This window comes from Lamprobacter sp., assembly GCF_034860625.1.
Taxonomy (GTDB): Bacteria; Pseudomonadota; Gammaproteobacteria; order Chromatiales; family Chromatiaceae; genus Lamprobacter.
In genome coordinates, this window is sequence record NZ_JAYESN010000031.1 from 1 (window position 1) to 17,864 (window position 17,864).

Annotated in this window: 15 protein-coding genes; 4 read left to right on the top strand and 11 right to left on the bottom strand. The window is 60.1% G+C overall.

The window, feature by feature from the left end; all coding sequences use genetic code 11:
• The 6 genes from VBE63_RS10275 to VBE63_RS10300 form a co-directional block, all read right to left on the bottom strand.
• On the bottom strand, positions 1–1,833 hold a 1,833-nt coding region (locus VBE63_RS10275; protein ID WP_323682933.1), incomplete at its 3' end, for a DNA methyltransferase.
• Between the two features lie 103 nt (positions 1,834–1,936).
• A complete protein-coding gene (locus tag VBE63_RS10280; RefSeq protein WP_323682934.1) occupies positions 1,937–2,290 on the bottom strand; it encodes an addiction module antidote protein in 354 nt (117 codons plus the stop codon).
• Positions 2,287–2,589: a type II toxin-antitoxin system RelE/ParE family toxin gene (locus tag VBE63_RS10285; protein WP_323682935.1), complete on the bottom strand. Its 303-nt coding sequence runs from the start codon at positions 2,587–2,589 to the stop codon at positions 2,287–2,289. Before VBE63_RS10285 ends, VBE63_RS10280 begins: the two co-directional genes overlap by 4 nt.
• 1,031 nt (positions 2,590–3,620) lie before the next feature.
• Positions 3,621–4,382, bottom strand: coding sequence for a glutaminyl-peptide cyclotransferase (locus VBE63_RS10290; RefSeq protein ID WP_323682936.1), 762 nt, complete (start codon positions 4,380–4,382; stop codon positions 3,621–3,623).
• Positions 4,383–4,472: 90 nt separating this feature from the next.
• Positions 4,473–4,820 carry a chaperone modulator CbpM gene (locus VBE63_RS10295; protein WP_323682937.1) on the bottom strand — a complete coding sequence of 116 codons (348 nt, stop codon included), beginning with the start codon at positions 4,818–4,820 and terminating at the stop codon, positions 4,473–4,475.
• Between the two features lie 3 nt (positions 4,821–4,823).
• On the bottom strand, positions 4,824–5,813 hold the full coding sequence (locus VBE63_RS10300) for a DnaJ C-terminal domain-containing protein (RefSeq protein WP_323682938.1): 990 nt from the start codon (positions 5,811–5,813) through the stop codon (positions 4,824–4,826).
• 465 nt (positions 5,814–6,278) lie between these two features.
• Between VBE63_RS10300 and VBE63_RS10305 the strand changes: the two genes are divergently transcribed.
• From VBE63_RS10305 to VBE63_RS10320, 4 genes are all read left to right on the top strand, one after another.
• Entirely contained in the window at positions 6,279–7,829 is a 1,551-nt protein-coding gene (locus tag VBE63_RS10305) for a 2-isopropylmalate synthase (protein ID WP_323682939.1), read from the top strand.
• A 437-nt stretch (positions 7,830–8,266) separates the two neighbouring features.
• Positions 8,267–9,055, top strand: coding sequence for a uracil-DNA glycosylase (locus VBE63_RS10310; RefSeq protein ID WP_323682940.1), 789 nt, complete (start codon positions 8,267–8,269; stop codon positions 9,053–9,055).
• Entirely contained in the window at positions 9,049–9,756 is a 708-nt protein-coding gene (locus VBE63_RS10315) for an Hpt domain-containing protein (RefSeq protein WP_323682941.1), read from the top strand. Before VBE63_RS10310 ends, VBE63_RS10315 begins: the two co-directional genes overlap by 7 nt.
• An 11-nt stretch (positions 9,757–9,767) precedes the next feature.
• On the top strand, positions 9,768–10,166 hold the full coding sequence (locus VBE63_RS10320; protein WP_323682942.1) for a response regulator: 399 nt from the start codon (positions 9,768–9,770) through the stop codon (positions 10,164–10,166).
• Positions 10,167–10,226: 60 nt separating this feature from the next.
• Here VBE63_RS10320 and VBE63_RS10325 read toward each other — a convergent pair whose 3' ends face one another.
• From VBE63_RS10325 to VBE63_RS10345, 5 genes are read right to left on the bottom strand one after another with little or no spacing between them, the layout of a single operon-like run.
• The gene (locus tag VBE63_RS10325; RefSeq protein ID WP_323682943.1) at positions 10,227–11,417 is read right to left on the bottom strand and encodes an iron-containing alcohol dehydrogenase; all 1,191 of its coding nucleotides are present in this window, start codon (positions 11,415–11,417) and stop codon (positions 10,227–10,229) included.
• Positions 11,417–11,710: a putative quinol monooxygenase gene (locus VBE63_RS10330; protein ID WP_323682944.1), complete on the bottom strand. Its 294-nt coding sequence runs from the start codon at positions 11,708–11,710 to the stop codon at positions 11,417–11,419. Before VBE63_RS10330 ends, VBE63_RS10325 begins: the two co-directional genes overlap by 1 nt.
• A gap of 22 nt (positions 11,711–11,732) precedes the next feature.
• A complete protein-coding gene (locus VBE63_RS10335) occupies positions 11,733–12,965 on the bottom strand; it encodes an EAL and HDOD domain-containing protein (protein WP_323682945.1) in 1,233 nt (410 codons plus the stop codon).
• Positions 12,962–15,706, bottom strand: a complete 2,745-nt coding sequence (locus VBE63_RS10340; RefSeq protein ID WP_323682946.1) for a response regulator — start codon at positions 15,704–15,706, stop codon at positions 12,962–12,964. Before VBE63_RS10340 ends, VBE63_RS10335 begins: the two co-directional genes overlap by 4 nt.
• Positions 15,703–17,790: an EAL domain-containing protein gene (locus VBE63_RS10345; RefSeq protein WP_323682947.1), complete on the bottom strand. Its 2,088-nt coding sequence runs from the start codon at positions 17,788–17,790 to the stop codon at positions 15,703–15,705. Before VBE63_RS10345 ends, VBE63_RS10340 begins: the two co-directional genes overlap by 4 nt.
• Positions 17,791–17,864 lie beyond the last annotated feature (74 nt).

The window sequence follows — 17,864 nt, forward strand, 5'->3', positions numbered from 1 at the left end:
GATGTCCGGATAGTCAAACAGCCGTCGTTCTGTCGGCGTTTTGCCATGCTTGCTCAAGCCGATGATGACCACATGCACATGCGCCTTGCCGCGAGCGTCTGAGCCCCAGGCGAAGGTTCGATGCGCAAAGGCGATCTCTAGCCCATGGCGGTCGAGCAAGACTGGCCAGAGTTGCGCGACTTGCTCGCCCTGGGTGATCGAGTTGGTCGACACGAACGCGATCTTGGCGTCACTCGGTTGGATGTACTCAGCCGACTTGATGAACCAAGCCGTCACGTAGTCGAGCGTCCCCTTAGACTTTCCCAAAGCCGCGATGCGGTGAACCTGGGCGCGCTGTAGCGTACTCTGGTATTTGGCCCCGATGAAGGGCGGATTACCGAGCACATAGCTGCAGTTTGTCGCTGGCAGCAGTGTGGTCCAGTCGGTCTCGAGGGCATCAGCATGCAGGATGTGTGGCGACTTGCGCAGCGGGATGCGGACATAGCTCTGGCCAAACTCCAGGCTGAGGCGGTTGTTCATGATGTGGTCCATCATCCACAGAGCCGTTTCAGCGATCCGCGCTGGAAACTCGCTGATCTCAATACCGTAGAACTGATCGACGTTGACGATCGACAGTTCGGCTGCATCGAGCTCAGCCTGTCCACCTGCAGCCAGGGTATAGGCGCGAAGCTCGCGCAGCACCTCGATCTCCAAGGCGCGGAGATCCCGATAGGTGATGATGAGGAAGTTGCCGCAGCCGCAGGCTGGATCGAAAAACACCAGCGCGCCGAGTTTGCGTTGGAAATCCTGTAAGAGCTTGCGCCGATGGGTGTCCTTACGCGCCTTGATCGCGGCAAACTCAGCTCGTAGCTGATCCAGGAACAAAGGCTCGATGACCTTGAGGATGTTCTTTTCGGTCGTGTAATGACCGCCCTGCTGGCGTCGTTCCTGCTTGTCCATGACCGACTGGAACAGCGAGCCAAAGATCGCCGGTGAAATCTTCGACCAGTCGAACTCGCAGGCATCGAGCAATAACCGGCGCATCGTTGCGTCGAAAGCTGGGATGCGCGGTGTGTGACTGAACAGGGCGCCATTGACATAGGGAAACCGAGCAAGATCAGCATCGAGATTGCGCTGCCGTTGATCTTCTGGGGTGTCGAGCACCTGAAATAGGCTCGCGAGCCACCCGCCGAGGTCTGATCCATCCTCTCGGGTACGACTCTCCAGCAGGTCTAGGAACAGGTCTCGCGGCTCGAAGATACCGGTGTCGTCCGCGAACAAGCAGAACACCAGCCGAACCAAGAACAGTTCCAAGTCGTGTCCGCTGTAGCCGGACTCCTTCAGCGCGTCGTGTAACCGACCAACCCGCTCCGATGCCTCGATGTTGACCGGATCTTGGTCTTGGAAGCTGCGCTTCTGCACGCCAACAATGAAGCCCAGCTTCTCGACATGCGCAGGCAGATCAGCAAGGCTGAAGCTGATCTGATCGTCTTCCTCCAGGTCGTACAGCTCGAAGGTCTGGAAATCGCTCAGCAGGATGTAGCGAGGCAGCTCGACGTCCTTGAGACCAGGGAAATACTTGAACGCTTGCGCTTTGGCGATGGTCAGGTCTCGACCGATGCTCTTCTGCTCGACCAGCAAGACGCCTTTCCAGAACAGATCAATGAATCCACGCTTGTCACCCAGGTTCCTGACGGGCTGCTCGAAGCTTGCAACACGTCGGACTGGGACGCCAAACACCTCGAACAGATCGCGGTAGAACAGCTGAGTCTGCCCCTTTTCGTAGCCATCGCCGGCCCAATCAGTCGCGAAGGTCGCTGCTCTGGCGCGAATCTCATTCCAAGAAAGTCTCATGGATTCAGTTTCTTAATGAGTTGCTCGAGAAAGGTGGAAGCCTTGCTCAGCGTTCGGACACAAGCCGGTGCTGACCTTCAAGCAAAACAGTGCTCAAAGTGGATCAGCACGCGGCCTGATCACCACAGGGCTGGTCGGTTCGGTCCCCATCACTCTGGCGATCGAAGGCAACCGGGCTCAAGTGGACATTGAGCCCAAGCGCATGCGTGATCTTCAGCATCAACGCAAACGACGGATTGCCTTCTGCAGAGAGCGCTTTGCGCAACCCCTCTCGACTGACCCCGACATCACGCGCCAAGGCACTGAAGTTTTGTGCACGGGCAATATCACCGAGCGCTAACCGAATCAACGATCCGTCGCCAGGATCATCTTCGGTGCATGCCTCCAGATAGAGCTGGATGTCTTCGTCGCTGTTCAGGTAATCAGCGGCATCCCAGCGAGTAATGCGCTCGGTCATGACTGCTCCTCCAGTTCGCGCGCTAGGGTCTTAGCCTGTTCGATGTCTCGGGCTTGCGTCGATTTGTCGCCGCCACACAGCAAGACGATGATCGCTCTGCCTTGGCGCATGAAATAGAGCCGGTACCCCGGTCCGTAGAAAATCCGAAATTCTGAGACCCCCTCACCCACAGACTCGACATCCCCCAGGTTGCCAGCGCTGACCCGACGTAGCCGGGCATTGATCCGGGCAACCGCGCGCCGATTCTTGAGCCCGCTGAGCCAGCGATCAAAGGTGGTTGTCTTCAGAATCTCAAACATACGCGCAGTCTCGACGACGGCGAGCCATTTGACAACTGTAGTTGGCACTCTGCGCCGCCTGAGCTGGAACTGCACATTCAGACAGTATCCAGGGGAACAGCGAGACTGAACGCTACCGGAGCGGTCAACATTCGATTATATCGACAGCCGGACATAGGCCAACGAACTCACTGAGGCTCAGTAGAGCTCGCGGTGATCGCGCTGATCGCTGGCATCAAGGACGGAACCGCGAAATCGACCCTGGCGACGAATCTCGCTGCGTACCTCGCTGGTCACCAAGAAGACGTCCCATCAGCTACAGGGTGTTGTTGGTGGCTGAGGGTTCGTCAGCCTCCTCCTCGCCTTCCCAAGCTCTTCTCTTCCCTCTGACAGGCTTACAGCGACCGTAGGGGGACTTTTATCCCCCTTGTAATCAGACTGTTCCTCCCCCTTCCCAAGCCTCTTCTCAGATGTGCTCTTAACATCTACAGGGGTGGTAGGTAGACTTCGCACTTCAGCCCTACTCCCTTCCTAGGTGCTTTCCTTTGACGAGCCATCATCAGCTACAGGAGGTTGTTGGTGGCTCCGAGTCTGCAGTCCCCTCCTCGCCTTCCTAAGCTCTTCTCTTCCTCCTGACAGACCCGCATCGACCGTAGGCGGTTGGTTTTTACACCCTTGTGATCAGCCTGCTTCACCCGTCCTAAGCCTCTTCTCTTCCTACTTCTAACTTGTCCTGCCAAAGCGAACGAGGGCTAGGGGTGTGTGATACCCCGAGCCTGGGTCACCGAAACCACGAATCTGCTTCAGCAAGACCTCTCGGCTTCTTTTACATGGATCACCTTGCTCTGTTTTGCGCTAGGCGAAAAGTTATCCACAGGGCCGTGCCGAAGGATAAGAAGGATATATAAAGAAAATAAGGAAAGAATAGGAGGTAAAAAAAGAGAAAAAACCTATTAAAATCAGTAGGTAGAGACACATCAGCCGCGAGCTAAAACTACCAACTCTGGCGACCCGCGAGCTAAAACTACCGATGCCAAACCGTACAACTGGGTTCAGTCGGCAGCGCGATCGTCGACCAGCTCAACCTCATACAACCAAGGCCAGTGCTTGCCGGTGACCAACAGCTGCTTAGTCTCGCGATCGAAGGCAATCCCATTCAGCACCTGTTCCGATCTGCGCGGCTGGCCGGCCGGCCAGAGATCACTGAGGTCAACGTAGCCCAGCACACGCCCATCGGCAGGATCGATCCGCACCAGCCGATCTTGATACCAGAGGTTGGCCCAGATCTCGCCCCGCACATATTCCAGCTCATTCAACCGGTCTACCGGCGCAGCGCCATCTAACACGCGCAGTCGACGCAGCTCCCGTCCATCCACCGGATCGAGGAAACGCAGATCAGCGCTGCCATCGCTCATGATCCAGTGGCGACCGTCATGCGTCAGCCCCCAGCCTTCCCCCGCAATCGCGAAACGCCCAAGCGGCTCGAGGCTCGCCCGCGCATAGCGCAGACCAATGCCAGCACGCCAGGTCAGTTGAATGAGCTCGTCTTGCCAATCGGTGATGCCCTCTCCAAACCAGCGACTGGGCAGCTCGACGCGCTCGAGCACCCGCCCCGTTTTCAGCTCGACACGGCGCAATGAGGATTCACCGAAGCCGCCCGTGCCCTCGTACAGCTCACCCTCAACGATCACCAAGCCTTGCGTGAAGGCGCCCGGATCATGCGGGTAGCGGGCAACGACCCGTACTGCAGACACCGGGGCCTCGGCCGCCTGCGGCGAGCCGAAGGCGAGGCTCAATGACAGTCCCAGGGCCAAGCTCAGGCTCAGGGCGACCCCGCCTGCTCGCTCGTCCCTGCCTGATCCAATGCCAAGCCTGGACTGCCAGTCGACCCGACAGCGGCGCATTCAGCCAACACCCTCGGCATCGTAGAGGCTGCCAAGCTGATGCTCGAGACAGCGCACCCGGCTGCGCAGTTGCTCCACCTCGTCAAGCAGATCCAACGCCAACGCCACACCCGCCAGATTCAGCTCCAAGTCTTGCTGCAGGCGCAGCGCGCGCCGTGTGCGACGCACCTCAACGCCGGTAAAGCACCATTGCTCGGGAGCCGATCCATCCGGATGCAACATCCCCTCGCTCACCATGGATTGCACCTGCTCTAGACTCAGGCCGCAGACACGGGTCAGCTCGGTTACACTGACCAGAGTACGCTCGTCCAGGATCACACCTTCGACTGCGCTGATCTTATCGGGCATGGCTCAGACCCCCAGCTTTGCACGCGGATTGAATGACTTGAAACGCTCGGCCAGCGCATCGAAGGCCGCCCGCGCCTCGTCGCTCTCAGCCGGTGGATTGGTGATCTCGAACTGGACGAAGGCATCGCCTGCCGGCTTTCCCGGCAAGCCACGTCCCTTCAAGCGCAAACGTTGGCCGCTCTGTGAGCCGGCTGGAATCTTCAGGCTGACGGTGCCGCCGAGCGTCGGAACCGGTACCGTGGCACCGCGCGCCGCCTCCCAGGGAGCGATCGGCAGTTTCAGATGGATATCCTTGCCCTCGCTGCGGAAGACCGGATGCGGCTCAAACTCGACCTCGAGATACAGATCACCCGCCGAGCCCGCCTGGCCATTTCCACCAAGGCCCGGACCGCCTTGGCCAGCAAGCCGGATCTGCTGCCCTTCGGTGACGCCCGCCGGGACGCGCACATTCAAGGTCCGAGCGCGCATCTTCAACTGCCCCTGTGCATCGATCTCCGGCACCTCGAGCCGCAGCTGCCGCGTCCCACCCTTAAAAGCCTCTTCAAGCGAGACACGGATACGCGCGCTCTGATCACGTCCACGCCCAGCAAAGGGGTCAGCATGCATACCAGAGCCACCAAATCCGCTGGATCGGCTGCTCCGCCCGCCGCCCATACCGCCAAAGATACTGGAGAAAAAGTCGCTGAACTGAGCGGCCTCTTCTTCCGAGAACTGATCACCGCGCCAACCCTCCCGAGACCCAGCACCTGGTGGCGGACGGAAGTGGTCGCCCGCATGCCAACCGCTGCCGAGCGCGTCGTATTGCGCGCGTTTCTCGGGGTCCTTCAAGACCTCATTGGCCTCATTGACCTCCTTGAAACGCTCCTCGGCATTCGGCTCCTGACTGACATCAGGGTGATATTTACGGGCCAACTTGCGATAAGCGGCCTTGATCTCGTCGGGCTTGGCCTCGCGCGAGACCCCCAGGATCTTGTAGTAATCCTTATATTCCATCGTGACTCTCGACTCAAAGAAACCTGCACCTAAAAAGGTTGCACCTGTGGCAATCTTAACCCGAGCGCTGATACAGCACTCACTCCAGCTCTGCACGGTGCAGCTTAATGCCAGTCAGCGCCACTGAATGCCACTCAGTACGGCTCAGCTCAGCCCCAGCCGGGGCGGTACGCCCTCGCGCCCACTGCCGAAGCCCGGCGATCTGCGCCTCCAACAACTCGGATGGCAATTGTGCAATGTCGTTCGCCGTCGCGACCAGAAACACTGCGCTCTTGCGCTGTGCCTCTTCGCGGATCAGTGCCAGCCGCCGCTGCCAATCAGGCAGGCGTAGCGCAAAGCGCGCACAGAGATGCCTGAGTAAAGTCCCGCAACATCGATGACGAAGGCTACAATGATTGCATGTACTTAAGTCAACCTAGGTCAGGTTGACCCACACCCATCCAAAACGTCCGCCTGAGACCCATCATGACCGACAAAGAGCACTTGATCATCTTCGACACCACGCTGCGCGACGGTGAGCAGAGCCCGGGCGCGTCCATGACCCGCGATGAAAAGCTGCGCATCGCCACCGCCCTGGAGCGGCTGCGGGTCGATGTCATCGAGGCCGGCTTCCCCGCTGCGAGCAACGGCGACTTCGAGGCCGTGCAAGCCGTCGCCCGCGCGGTGAAAGACAGCACCGTCTGTGGCCTAGCGCGCGCGCTCGAACGCGACATCGACCGCGCCGGCGAGGCCCTCAAGGACGCCAACGCCGGGCGCATCCACACCTTCATCGCCACCTCACCGATCCACATGGAGAAGAAGCTCAAGATGAGCCCGGATCAGGTGGTTGAGCAGGCCGTCATCGCCGTCAAGCGCGCTCGGCAGCACTGCGACGATGTCGAGTTCTCACCGGAGGACGCCGGTCGCTCCGAGATCGACTTCCTATGCCGCATCCTCGAAGCCGTGATCGACGCCGGCGCGCGCACCATCAATATCCCGGATACCGTCGGCTATGCCGTGCCGCATCAATTCGGCAGCCTTATCGGTCAACTGCGCGAGCGCATCCCGAATGCCGACAAGGCGATCTTCTCGGTGCACTGCCATAATGACCTTGGCCTCGCCGTCGCCAACTCGCTGGCCGCGGTCCAGCATGGCGCGCGCCAGGTCGAATGCACCATCAATGGCCTCGGCGAGCGCGCCGGCAACGCCGCGCTGGAAGAGGTGGCGATGACCGTGCGCACGCGCCAGGACTACTTCCACTGCGACACCCGGCTGGATACCACCCAGATCCTCAACTGCTCGCGCCTGGTCTCCGGCATCACCGGCTTCCCGGTGCAGCCGAACAAGGCCATCGTCGGCGCCAACGCCTTCGCCCATGAGTCCGGCATCCATCAGGATGGCGTGCTCAAGCATCGCGAGACCTACGAGATCATGCGCGCCGAGGACGTCGGCTGGCAGCAGAACCGGATGGTGCTCGGCAAGCACTCGGGCCGCAATGCCTTCCGCGCCCGCCTCGAGGAACTCGGCGTACAGCTCGCCACGGTCGAGGAGCTGAACGAGGCCTTCCGCCGCTTCAAGGATCTCGCCGACAAGAAGCACGAGATCTTCGATGAAGACCTGCAAGCGCTGGTCACCGACACCACGCTCACCAGCGCCAACGAGCGCGTCAAGCTCATCTCGCTGCGGGTCTGCTCCGAGACCGGCGAGACCCCGCGCGCCGACCTCGTGCTGAGTGTCGACGGCGAGGAGGAGCCCGGTACCGCGATCGGCGGTGGTCCGGTCGATGCGACCTTCCGTGCTATCGAGTCGATTGTGAACAGCGGTACCACGCTCAAGCTGTATTCGGTCAACGCCATCACCAGCGGCACCGATGCCCAGGGTGAGGTCACGGTCCGGCTCGAGAAAGGCGGACGCGTGGTCAACGGTGCCGGCGCCGACACCGACATTGTCATCGCCTCCGCCAAGGCCTATCTCAACGCCCTGAACAAGCTCAGCAATGTCCGCGAGCGCGCGCATCCGCAGACTGGGGATGTCTGAGATCCCTATCTACCGCAGGGCAGCGCTTGTCCATGGATGAAGCCCGCCGACGATACTACCTGCAGGCCATGGGCATCCAGGTCTGGCTGCAACGTGTCGCTGGCGAGTCGGTCGGAACGCAAGCGCCGGTCGCGTTTGAGCAAGATCAATCGAGAACCGCACCTGCCCGACCCCAAGCGCCAGACGCCAAAATGGCATCCGGTCAGTGGTCGCTACAGGAGCGGACTCGCAAACCATCGCCAGCCTCATCTACCACCAACTCGGCGCCAGCAACCCGTCAGACCGGTGCCCAAGCGGCTTTGGAAGCGATCGCGCGCGCCTCGGCAGCCCGTAAGGCAAGAAACGAGAAGCCCCCTTCTCGCCAAGACCCGCGATCACAGCCCCCGGCTGCGGCTCCGGCTCAGCCCGCAGCCGCGGCTGCAGCTCAGCGTCCAGGCGTGACAGCTCCCGTTTCAGCCCCGGCTCCGAAAGCTGCCTCAGGATTCTCTGCCAACGCCAATGATCCTCCACCCTGGCTCGACGAGCCACCACCTTGGAGCGATGACGAGCAACCGCCTTGGCCAACCGAGGCAGACGCCCGCGACATCGCGCAGGATCGCAGGCCCCAGGCCCCTGGACCAGCCCCCGACTTGGCCGCTGATCAGCACGCGATCGCCAACATGGACTGGGATGCGCTCGACGCCAACGTCACCGAGTGTCGCCGCTGTAAGCTCTGCGAAACCCGTACCAAGACCGTCTTTGGCACCGGCAACCGCCAGGCCGAGCTGTTGTTCATCGGCGAAGGCCCCGGCCAGGACGAGGACCGACAGGGTGAGCCCTTCGTCGGCCGCGCCGGCCAACTGTTGAACAAGATGCTCGCCGCGGTAGGCCTGAAGCGTGAGCAGGTCTATATCGCCAACATCGTCAAATGCCGCCCACCGGGTAATCGCAACCCAGAGCCCGACGAAGCTAGCGCCTGTCGCCCCTACCTCGAGCGCCAGATCGCGCTGATCCAGCCCAAGCTCATCGTCAGCCTTGGCGCTGTTTCCGCCAACAACCTGCTCGGCAATACCGAAGCGGTCGGTCGCCTCCGCGGCAAGCCGCATCAGTACCAGCCCAGCCAGGGCACAGCACCGATCCCGCTGATCGTCACCTATCACCCCTCATATTACCTCCGCAGCCCTGCCGAGAAGGCCAAGGGCTGGCAGGATCTGCAGCGCATCATCAAGACCCGGTACCCGTGGTGAACCATCTCCGGCAACAGACTCAAAGACGCGCGCTCATCGCCGATAGCGATCCCGCGAGCCACGCACTCCTTGGAGAACAGCTCCTAGCACTCAATCTGGATGTCATCTCCGTCAGCAGCAGTGAGGCGCTGATCGAGCAGTTGCTGACGGCCGAGATTGACATCGCCTTCATCGACCTCAATCTGGACCAAATCGATGAGGTGCTGGAGAGTATCCAACTGATCCGTGGATCAGGCCAAAGCGCGCCGATCGTTGTCATTGCGAGCCCTCTGCCGGAGGCCGAAATAGCGAGACTGCAATCACAGGGTTGCCACTTGCTGTGGAAACCGATCGCTCTCGACGCCTTGAAAACGCTGCTCGAGGAATGTCTGCAAAGGTCGAGATCCGAGCCTACCTCGGCCAACTCGGCGGCCTTAGATGACGCGGAGCTGCGTGCCTTGCAACAAGCCTTCCTCGAGATGCTGAACAGCAGCTATCTTAAGGATCTCAGGTCAGCCCTAGAGCAAGATTCCGCCAGTCAAGCTCAGGCCGTCCTGCACAAGCTCAAAGGGTCTGCGGGAAGTTTTGGCTATCACCAGCTTGGCACGCTCGCCGCGTCGGCAGAGCGCTTATTACGTCAAGGATATTCGCTTGGCGAGGTCATCGCGCATATTGACCCCATCATGACCGAAGCCGAGCGCCTTCAACAACTTAAGAATTAGATGGTTATTCAATGCCTTGGTCATGCAACCCCAATGACGTCCGCATTCTGATCGTCGACGATGACCCGATGCTGCGCAAGCTCCTGCGCACAACACTGCGGTCACTGGATCACACAAACATTCTCGAATCAGAGTCAGGTCAAGAGGCCGTGGAGCTCTGCCAGAAGAACCCTCTCGACCTCGTCTTTTTGGACATCGAGATGCCAGGCGAGATGAACGGCATCGCCGTGCTCAACGAGCTCAGGCAAGACGAGCGGCCGGTTTCGATCATCATGATCACTGCGCATAGCACGGTCGCCAATGTGCGTCAGGCGGCTGCGAGTAAGGTCAATGGCTTCCTGGTCAAGCCGTTGAATCCCGAGCGCATCGAAAAGGTCTTGGAGCATTTCCACCAGAGCCGCTGCGCCTAGCGATGAGCGCACCGCGGCCACTGATGGCCGCATCTTATTGCCGCGCCTTATTGCCTCAACTTATTGCCGCACAGCGAGAATGGCGGCAATCTCCTCGTCCCTGAGCACAATGGGATTGGTCTTCATGCTGCTGCCCCAGCTGTTGGCGACGAGACGCGGATGATCGGCGCTGGTGACGCCCCAGGCTGAGAGGCGCTGCAGTTGCAAGCGCTCGGTCCAGTCCCACAGCCTATCGAGTAACGCATCCCAGGCTGCTTGGCGGCTCAAACCCTGCTCACCGGCGAACAGGCGGCCAACCGTGGCATAGGCCTCCAGGGCCGGATGCTCGGGCTCACGCTGTTGCATGGCGCTCAGATTGATCTCGGTGGCCTTGGCGACCAAGGTGCCACAGGCCATCCCATGCGGAATCGGGAAGAAGGCGCCGAGCGGCGAGGCCAAGCCATGCACCGAGCCGAGCCCGGTCTGCGCGAGACAGATGCCTGAGAGCAGTGACGCATAGGCCATGCCGGCTCGGGCCTCGGCGTTGTTTGGATCTTCGTAGAGCGGCAAGAGCGCATCAGATGCCTGTTTCAACCCGTCTAGGGCCAAGGCCGCGCAGAGCGGGTTCGAGCGCGTCGAGACGAAGGACTCCAGCAATTGCGTCAGGGCATCCATGCCGTTAGCCGCCAGCACCGAGCGCGGACAGGTTTGCAGGAAATCCGGGTCAACCAGGGCCTCACGCGCCACTAGGGCCTCGTCGCGAAAGGATTTCTTGTAGCCCTCCGCGCCGCGCTGGCTCAGCACGGCATTCTTGGTCGCCTCCGAGCCGGTACCTGCGGTGGTTGGCAGCGCAACGAAGGGCAGCGCCGGCCCTTGATAGGGACGTTCCGGCCCCACCCCTTCGAGATGATCCAACACCGAGTTGCCAGGACGCAGCAGACCGGCGATGGCCTTGCCAGCGTCCAGCGCGCTACCACCACCGATGGCGACCACGACATCGATGTCGGCCTGATGATAGGCGCGCACCGCGGCATCGATCTGATCCGGGCTCGGCTCATCAGCGATCTGGACCTGCTCCACATGCACATCGGCTGTGGCGAAGGACTGCTCCAATTCCGCCCAGAAGGGACCGGCGCGCAAGGATGTCCCACCGGTCACCAACAGCGCGCGCCGTCCATAGCGAGCGGCGCTGTCGCCAACTGTCGAGCGCAGGCCGGCGCCAAACGCGATGCGCGGCAAGCGGGCGATCGAGAACGCTGACAGGCCCGCCATTATTCAGCCACCAGCAGTTGATAGGCAACGCCTTCGCGCGGGCGCGCCATCATCTCGGCGACGGTCTCGCGCCAGGCCAAGTAATGGGCTGTCTCCTTGTGGGCACGCGCGGACTCAGCATCGACATAGGCCTCGTAGAGGATGAAATGATTCGGATCGGCCTCCCCTTGCAGCAGATCGAAACGCAGGTTGCCCGGTTCTTGTCGGGATTGGCGACAATTCTCGTGCGTTGCGGCCATGAATCGATCCCGCGCCTCGGGAAGCACCTGGATATGGACGAGTGTCGTTGACATTGCTTTCATCTCCTCAGGGACGTTAGCCAGGCGATTGGGGCGGCTCCCCAACCAACCACTGTTCGGTCCAGGCGACCGCATGGACGAAATCCTCATTCAGCTTCGCCACCACGGTAGGACTGAGACTCGAGAGATCACCGGATTCATGCGCATCCAGCACATCCAACAGCTTGCCCATCTCGCCCTCGCGCTTCAGCAAGGCATGTTGCATCGGGACGGAAAACGGCATGCCTTGGAGCAGTGTTGTCATCGGCAGGCCCTCGAAGGCATCCAGACGTGAAAACAGACCGAGGGTGAAGGCGGTATTCGGATCGATGCTGCGCACGCGTCGGGCAATGCGGACCGCCATTGCGGCGCGCGTCAAGAGCATGCGCACCTGTACCGCTTCGACCGGATCATTGCGACTGAGCAGCAGGAAGGACGCCATGGTCTTGATCCGTTCTAAGCCGAGCCTCACCACCGCTTCGTGCAGGGATTCGATACGACGATTCCCGCGCGAAAAGGCCGCTGAGTTCACCTGCGCGAATAACAGGACGCAAAAATGCGGATGCTGAGCCAGTAGTGCCTCAAGCTGCTCGAATTGGATCTCGCGCGAGCTGAGCTCGGCCAATAATCGGAGCTCGACGGCACGATTGCTCGAGCGCTTGCGACCGCTCTCCTTGACATGCTTCGGTGGCAAGAACACGAACCCCATGAACCAATCGAATCCGCCGGCATGAACGCGATCCAGGGTTGCTTGGTCCTCGACAAAGGTCGCCAGTAGCCGTGGACCCAACCCCTTGAAGCGCGCGGCGAGATCCAAGCAATCAGGGCGCCGACTATCGATCTTGACGAGATCAACCAGATCAATGGGGATCTCGGCATAATGCTCGAAAACAGCCTGCGGCACGGCAATCAAATAGCCGATGGCGCGTAAGCGCTGGATCGCATCAAGCGCCATCGGCGATGCGAAGAAATCCAATGTCAACTCCGCGAACAACTGCTCGGCGGGGAGCTCGAAAAACCCTGTATTCTCGATCCACTCCAATGGCGCCGTGAATAAGAGCATGCGGTCGCCAACCAGGTTCTCGATTCCCACCTCGTAGACCGCCGTTGAATAGGAGCGCACCGTCGCGAGAAAAGGATCATCAAAGGACGCTGCATCCGCTCCACAATGGGAGCGATAGAGCAGCTTATCGGCTACATGATGCAGCTTGCGATCGCAAATTGGCTGCAGCGCGATGCAGTAAGGGCTATGGTCGCTATGTTCAATCATGAATCAGACCGATGTTGCTCAAGCCTGTCATCGAGCAGAGGGCGCACTCGCTGCAAGCGCTCGAAGACCGCGTTCACTTGCCTGTCGACATCGGCCCAATCGTTCGGTTGATCCCGACAGGCTTGCTCCAGCGCCCAGAACTCCTGTCTTGCCTGCTCCATGCAGAGGGTTGCGCAGAGGCTTTTTAGTGTGTGCGCCTCCAGCTTGAGCGAGAGTGCATCACGCTGTTCCAAGGCCGCTCTCAGGCGTTGCTCGGCGGCGGGGAGATCATCCAGGAAACGCGAGAGAAACAGGATCAGTAATTCCTCTTCCGCGCCCAGCTGTTTGATCGCCTGATCCCAATCGAATTGGGGCGGGTCGGTAGCTGTCGCGGAGGGCTGGCTTGGGGTTGCCGAGTCCGCATCGGCAAAGGGCGCCGAGGGCTTGTCTTCTTCGCCAGCGCCGAGCCAGGCATCCAGATCCGAAGAGGCCTGATCTTTCTGCGCTTTGGCTCCATCGCCCGGCAGTCGAGCCTCGGCATCGCGCTTAGGCAACACCCGCTCCATTTCCTCAAACAACAATTTTGAGTTGATCGGCTTGGCGACATAACCATCCATGCCGCGCTGGAGATAGTCCTCGCGATCCCCTTTCATCGCCTTAGCGGTGAGGGCGATGATCGGCACCGGCGGCCATTGCTGCTGACGCTCGTATGCGCGGATCTTCTCGGTCGCCTCCAAACCATCCATGGTCGGCATCATGATATCCATGAAGATCAGGTCAAACCGCTCCTTGCAAGCCCATTCGACGGCTTCGCGACCATTATTGGCCAAGGTATAAGCCACCTGAAACTTCCTCAAGAGGGCGATGATCACCTGCTGATTGATCGGATTATCTTCCGCGACCAGTATATTCAACTGCTGATCGGCAAGCGATGAGCGAGACCGGGTCAAGACGCCATCCGTGGTTTGGTCTTGTCGAAAGAGGAGATGGCGCAGGTCGGCAAGCGTCACCGGTTTCGTCAAATACTCCTGTTGTTCGCGCTGCCGACAGTGCGTTTCCTGACCATTGTAGAATGGGCAAGCCTGTTGGCAGACACGTTGGTTGTGAGCCAAGTAGTCCTGGTCGCGTTCTTCCTCTCCGGCAAACGCGGAAGAGCTCAAAATACGAATTTGCGCGGGACAGAGCAATCCCTCACGCAGCACCTCCTTCGCCATGGCGTAGCCGTCCATACCCGGCATGTTGGCATCCAGCAGTAAGAGATTGAACGGCTGCTCGTCCTCAATCGCCTTGCGCAGCACTAACAACCCTTCCGGCGCACTCACCGCGGTCGCACAGGCAACCCCGAGAATCCCGAGCATGTGATGAATCACGGAACGATTCAGTGGCTCGTCATCAACTACCAAGATCCGATAGGTGGTTGCCGGTAACGCCGGCATGCGGACAGCCTCGACGCCAGGCTCAGCGGCTGACTTCAGTGGCAGCGTCACACGAAAACAGGTGCCCTGGCCGACCTCGCTTTCAACCTCGATCAGTCCACCCATCATTTCGACCAGTTCGCGGGTGATGGTCAGGCCGAGTCCGGTACCCTCAAATTTGCGTGTCGTTTTGCTGTCGACTTGCTCGAAGGCATTGAAGATATTCAACTGTTGCTCGGCTGGGATGCCGATGCCGGTATCCTCGACCTCGAAACAGGTCCATTGAGCGTTGCTTGCTTGGGGCGCATGCGCTGGCCCCTGACAGGGAGACACGATGAGCTTGACGCTGCCTTGATCGGTGAACTTCAAGGCGTTACCGATTAGATTCGACATCACCTGGCGTAACCGAGTTGGGTCGATCTCGACCCAGCGCGGCAGCGTCGGCTCGACGTCGTAAAGCAGATTGAGCCGCTTGCACAGCGCGTGAGGCACCTGGCTCTTGATCAATTCTCCGATGAACTCGAACAGGTCGGTCGGTTCCGGTTTCAGTTTGAATTTCTTCGCTTCGATCTTGGAGAGATCCAGGATCAAATTGATAATTTCGAGCAGATGCTGCGCCGACAAGCGCGCCTGGCGGAGATAATCACGCTGCTGTGGCTGAAGCTCGGTCTCTAGCGTAATGTCCAGCATCCCCATCACACCGTTCATCGGCGTGCGGATCTCATGGCTCATGTTGGCGAGGAACTGACTTTTGGCCACATTAGCTGCTTGAGCAGCCTCGATCTGCTGTTTCAGCTGTGCATCGTGCAGGCAGGCGAGCGCCGAATACGCCAACTTGTCCATTAAGACATTCAACGACAGCAGCAGACTGCGAGAAAGGCTCGGGCCGATACGCTTCAGGATGAGTACGCCGATCTTCGCAAGATAAAAGGCGCAGTAGGTCGAGGTGCTGCGCTCGCTCACGTGCGGCAAGGCACCAGCCTCGGCCGCCGTCTGCCAAACCTCGAATTCGGCCTGATGACTCGGCAGCTTCAATTCGGTGACGAAGTCCTGCAATTCAGACGATTTGCGCGCGGTCTTCGGCACCACATAGAGATCATTCCAAGTCAAGGCTGCCTGCGCGCACGTTTGCGCCTGCTCATGCGATGGCTCTCGCGATCGCCCATTCCTGACCTGCTCGTCATCATCGGATGCGTATTGCAAGACCAGGGCAGCCTGGCAGTTCAACTGGCGCATGATCGTGCCCACGGACTGCTTGAGCATGGCCTGCAGATCCAGACTGTGGCCAATCGCCAGCGAGATCTCATAGAGGATCTCGAACTCTTTGTGGTTATCCGTTTCGGTCATGACGGCTCTCGGGCTTGCCGAGGGCTCGGCTGGGCATCGGCGTCGTGGGCGCTCATGAACTCAAACAACTGCTCTGGCACGAGCGGGCGAGCGATCAAGAAACCCTGAATCTCATCGATGTTCAGCGCATCGAGATAATCGCGTTGGGATTCGAGCTCGACGCCCTCGGCGATGGTGGTCAATCCCAGGTGGAAGCTCAGGGTACTGAGGGCGGTGACAATCGCGCGATTGCGCTTGCCGCGGGTGATCTCTTTGACGAAGGCCCGATCGATCTTCAAGGTATCCAGCGGAAATTGCAGCAGATAGGATAGCGACGAATAGCCCGTGCCGAAATCATCGATCGCGATTCGGAAACCACACTGCTTATATTTTCGCAGATTGAGCAGGGTCTGTTCCGGCACCTGCATCGCGGTGCTCTCGGTGATCTCGAGCTCGAGGTTCCCGGGCGGCAGCTGATAGTCCTTGACGAGCGCGCACAAGCGATTGATCAGTTGCGGGTTCTCGACTTGTGCCGCGGCGAGATTGACCGACATCCGCAGATTCAGCCCCTGTTGCAACCAGTCGACGGCTTGGCGAACCGCCTCCTCCAAGATCCAATCACCGACCTCATGGATGAGTCCGGTTTCCTCCAGGATAGGGATGAAATCCACCGGCGACACGATCCCGCGCTCAGCGTGATTCCATCGCAACAGGGCTTCCACGCCCTCAATACGCTGGGTCGCCAGACACTGCTGGGGTTGGTAGACGAGAAAGAATTCCTGCTTCTCGAGCGCGCGGCGCAGATCGGTTTCGAGAATCACCCGCCCTTCCTCACGCGCCTCGCGAATCTCCGAGAACTGGATGAAGCGCCGGCTCTGATCCCGATTGGTCTCTCGCTCCGCCGCTTGCGCGGCCTGAATCAGGCTAGCCGCCTCCTGACCATCGTCGGGATGGATGGCCAGGCCCATGCTGCAATCGATATAGATCTCGCGCCCATTGATCGGCAAGGACAGGATCAACTGGCTCAGGAGTTGCGCTTGGAGCGTCGGGAGATCGGTACTCTCCAGCGGGATCGCCATGCCAAAACTGTCCGACTCGAGCCGGCACAAGAGGCTATTGGAGGGCAGCAGTTGTCGAAGCCGGTTGGCCAGGGTGACGATCACCTCATCGCCCTGCATTGGACCAAAGGCTTCGTTGATGCGATGCAGGCGATCGATATCGATCACCAGCATGCCAGTGCGCGCCTCGGCGTGCTGGTCGCGCTCGAGCCGATCCGCGAGCAAGCGGGAGAACAGCCGATGATTCGGCAGATTGGTCAGCTCGTCATGCTCGACCAGATAGAGCGTCTGATCCTCGAACGCGCGCAGAGCGGTCACATCCTGAAAGGCGCCGACGATGACGCCATCCTCGATCTGTGGACTGCTTTGCAGCTTGATGATGCAGGCGTTGCCGGTGCGCGCCAGTTCTATCTCTAGATCCAGCCCCGCCGCCCGCGTCCCGGCTTGATCGAAGGCCTGCCGCAGGCGTTGACGCTGATCTGGCCGCGCCTCCTCGATGAGTGCGGCAACGCTGGTCGGCATGGCCGCGGAGCGTCCAAGCAGGGTCGCTGCGTCCTGCGACCATTGCAGCTGCCCGGTCTCGATCTGGAGCCGCCAAAAGCCCAGCTTTGCCAGTTCACAAGCGCTTTGCTGTTCCAGATGGATGCGGCGCAGGCGCTGTTCACGCTCGGCACTGGCGAGCGCATAGCGCACCCGCTGGGTCAGGATCGGCAGATTGATCGGCTTGGTGATGAAGTCGGTCGCGCCAGCATGGAAGGCCTTGGTCACTGACTCGTTGTCATCGGAGCCCGTCACCATGACTAGGGGGATGATCTCGCCCCCCTCACGCCGGCGAATCGCGGCGACAGTCTCGAAGCCATCCAACTCGGGCATGCTGACGTCGATCAGCATCAGATCGGGCTTGGCGGTCTCGAAGCACTCCAGGGCCTCAAGGCCATTGCTGGCCTCAGTCACCTGATAACCGGCCCGTGTCAAGCCATACTGAATCAGCAGACGAATCGTGGGGTCATCGTCCACCAGGAGGATCTTGGCTGGGGTCTCTTGCATGAGTCATTACCGCGGATGCCGCCCCGATGCCGAATCGCTGTCGACGCGGTAAAGGACGATGAACAAGGATTCTG

Bases quoted from the DNA above. Each gene is read 5' to 3' on its own strand.
- VBE63_RS10325 (WP_323682943.1), bottom strand. From the start codon at position 11,417: ATGGCGGGCCTGTCAGCGTTCTCGATCGCCCGCTTGCCGCGCATCGCG.
- VBE63_RS10330 (WP_323682944.1), bottom strand. From the start codon at position 11,710: ATGTCAACGACACTCGTCCATATCCAGGTGCTTCCCGAGGCGCGGGAT.
- VBE63_RS10340 (WP_323682946.1), bottom strand. From the start codon at position 15,706: ATGACCGAAACGGATAACCACAAAGAGTTCGAGATCCTCTATGAGATC.
- VBE63_RS10295 (WP_323682937.1), bottom strand. From the start codon at position 4,820: ATGCCCGATAAGATCAGCGCAGTCGAAGGTGTGATCCTGGACGAGCGT.
- VBE63_RS10305 (WP_323682939.1), top strand. From the start codon at position 6,279: ATGACCGACAAAGAGCACTTGATCATCTTCGACACCACGCTGCGCGAC.
- VBE63_RS10320 (WP_323682942.1), top strand. From the start codon at position 9,768: ATGCCTTGGTCATGCAACCCCAATGACGTCCGCATTCTGATCGTCGAC.
- VBE63_RS10335 (WP_323682945.1), bottom strand. From the start codon at position 12,965: ATGATTGAACATAGCGACCATAGCCCTTACTGCATCGCGCTGCAGCCA.
- VBE63_RS10285 (WP_323682935.1), bottom strand. From the start codon at position 2,589: ATGTTTGAGATTCTGAAGACAACCACCTTTGATCGCTGGCTCAGCGGG.
- VBE63_RS10280 (WP_323682934.1), bottom strand. From the start codon at position 2,290: ATGACCGAGCGCATTACTCGCTGGGATGCCGCTGATTACCTGAACAGC.
- VBE63_RS10345 (WP_323682947.1), bottom strand. From the start codon at position 17,790: ATGCAAGAGACCCCAGCCAAGATCCTCCTGGTGGACGATGACCCCACG.
- VBE63_RS10300 (WP_323682938.1), bottom strand. From the start codon at position 5,813: ATGGAATATAAGGATTACTACAAGATCCTGGGGGTCTCGCGCGAGGCC.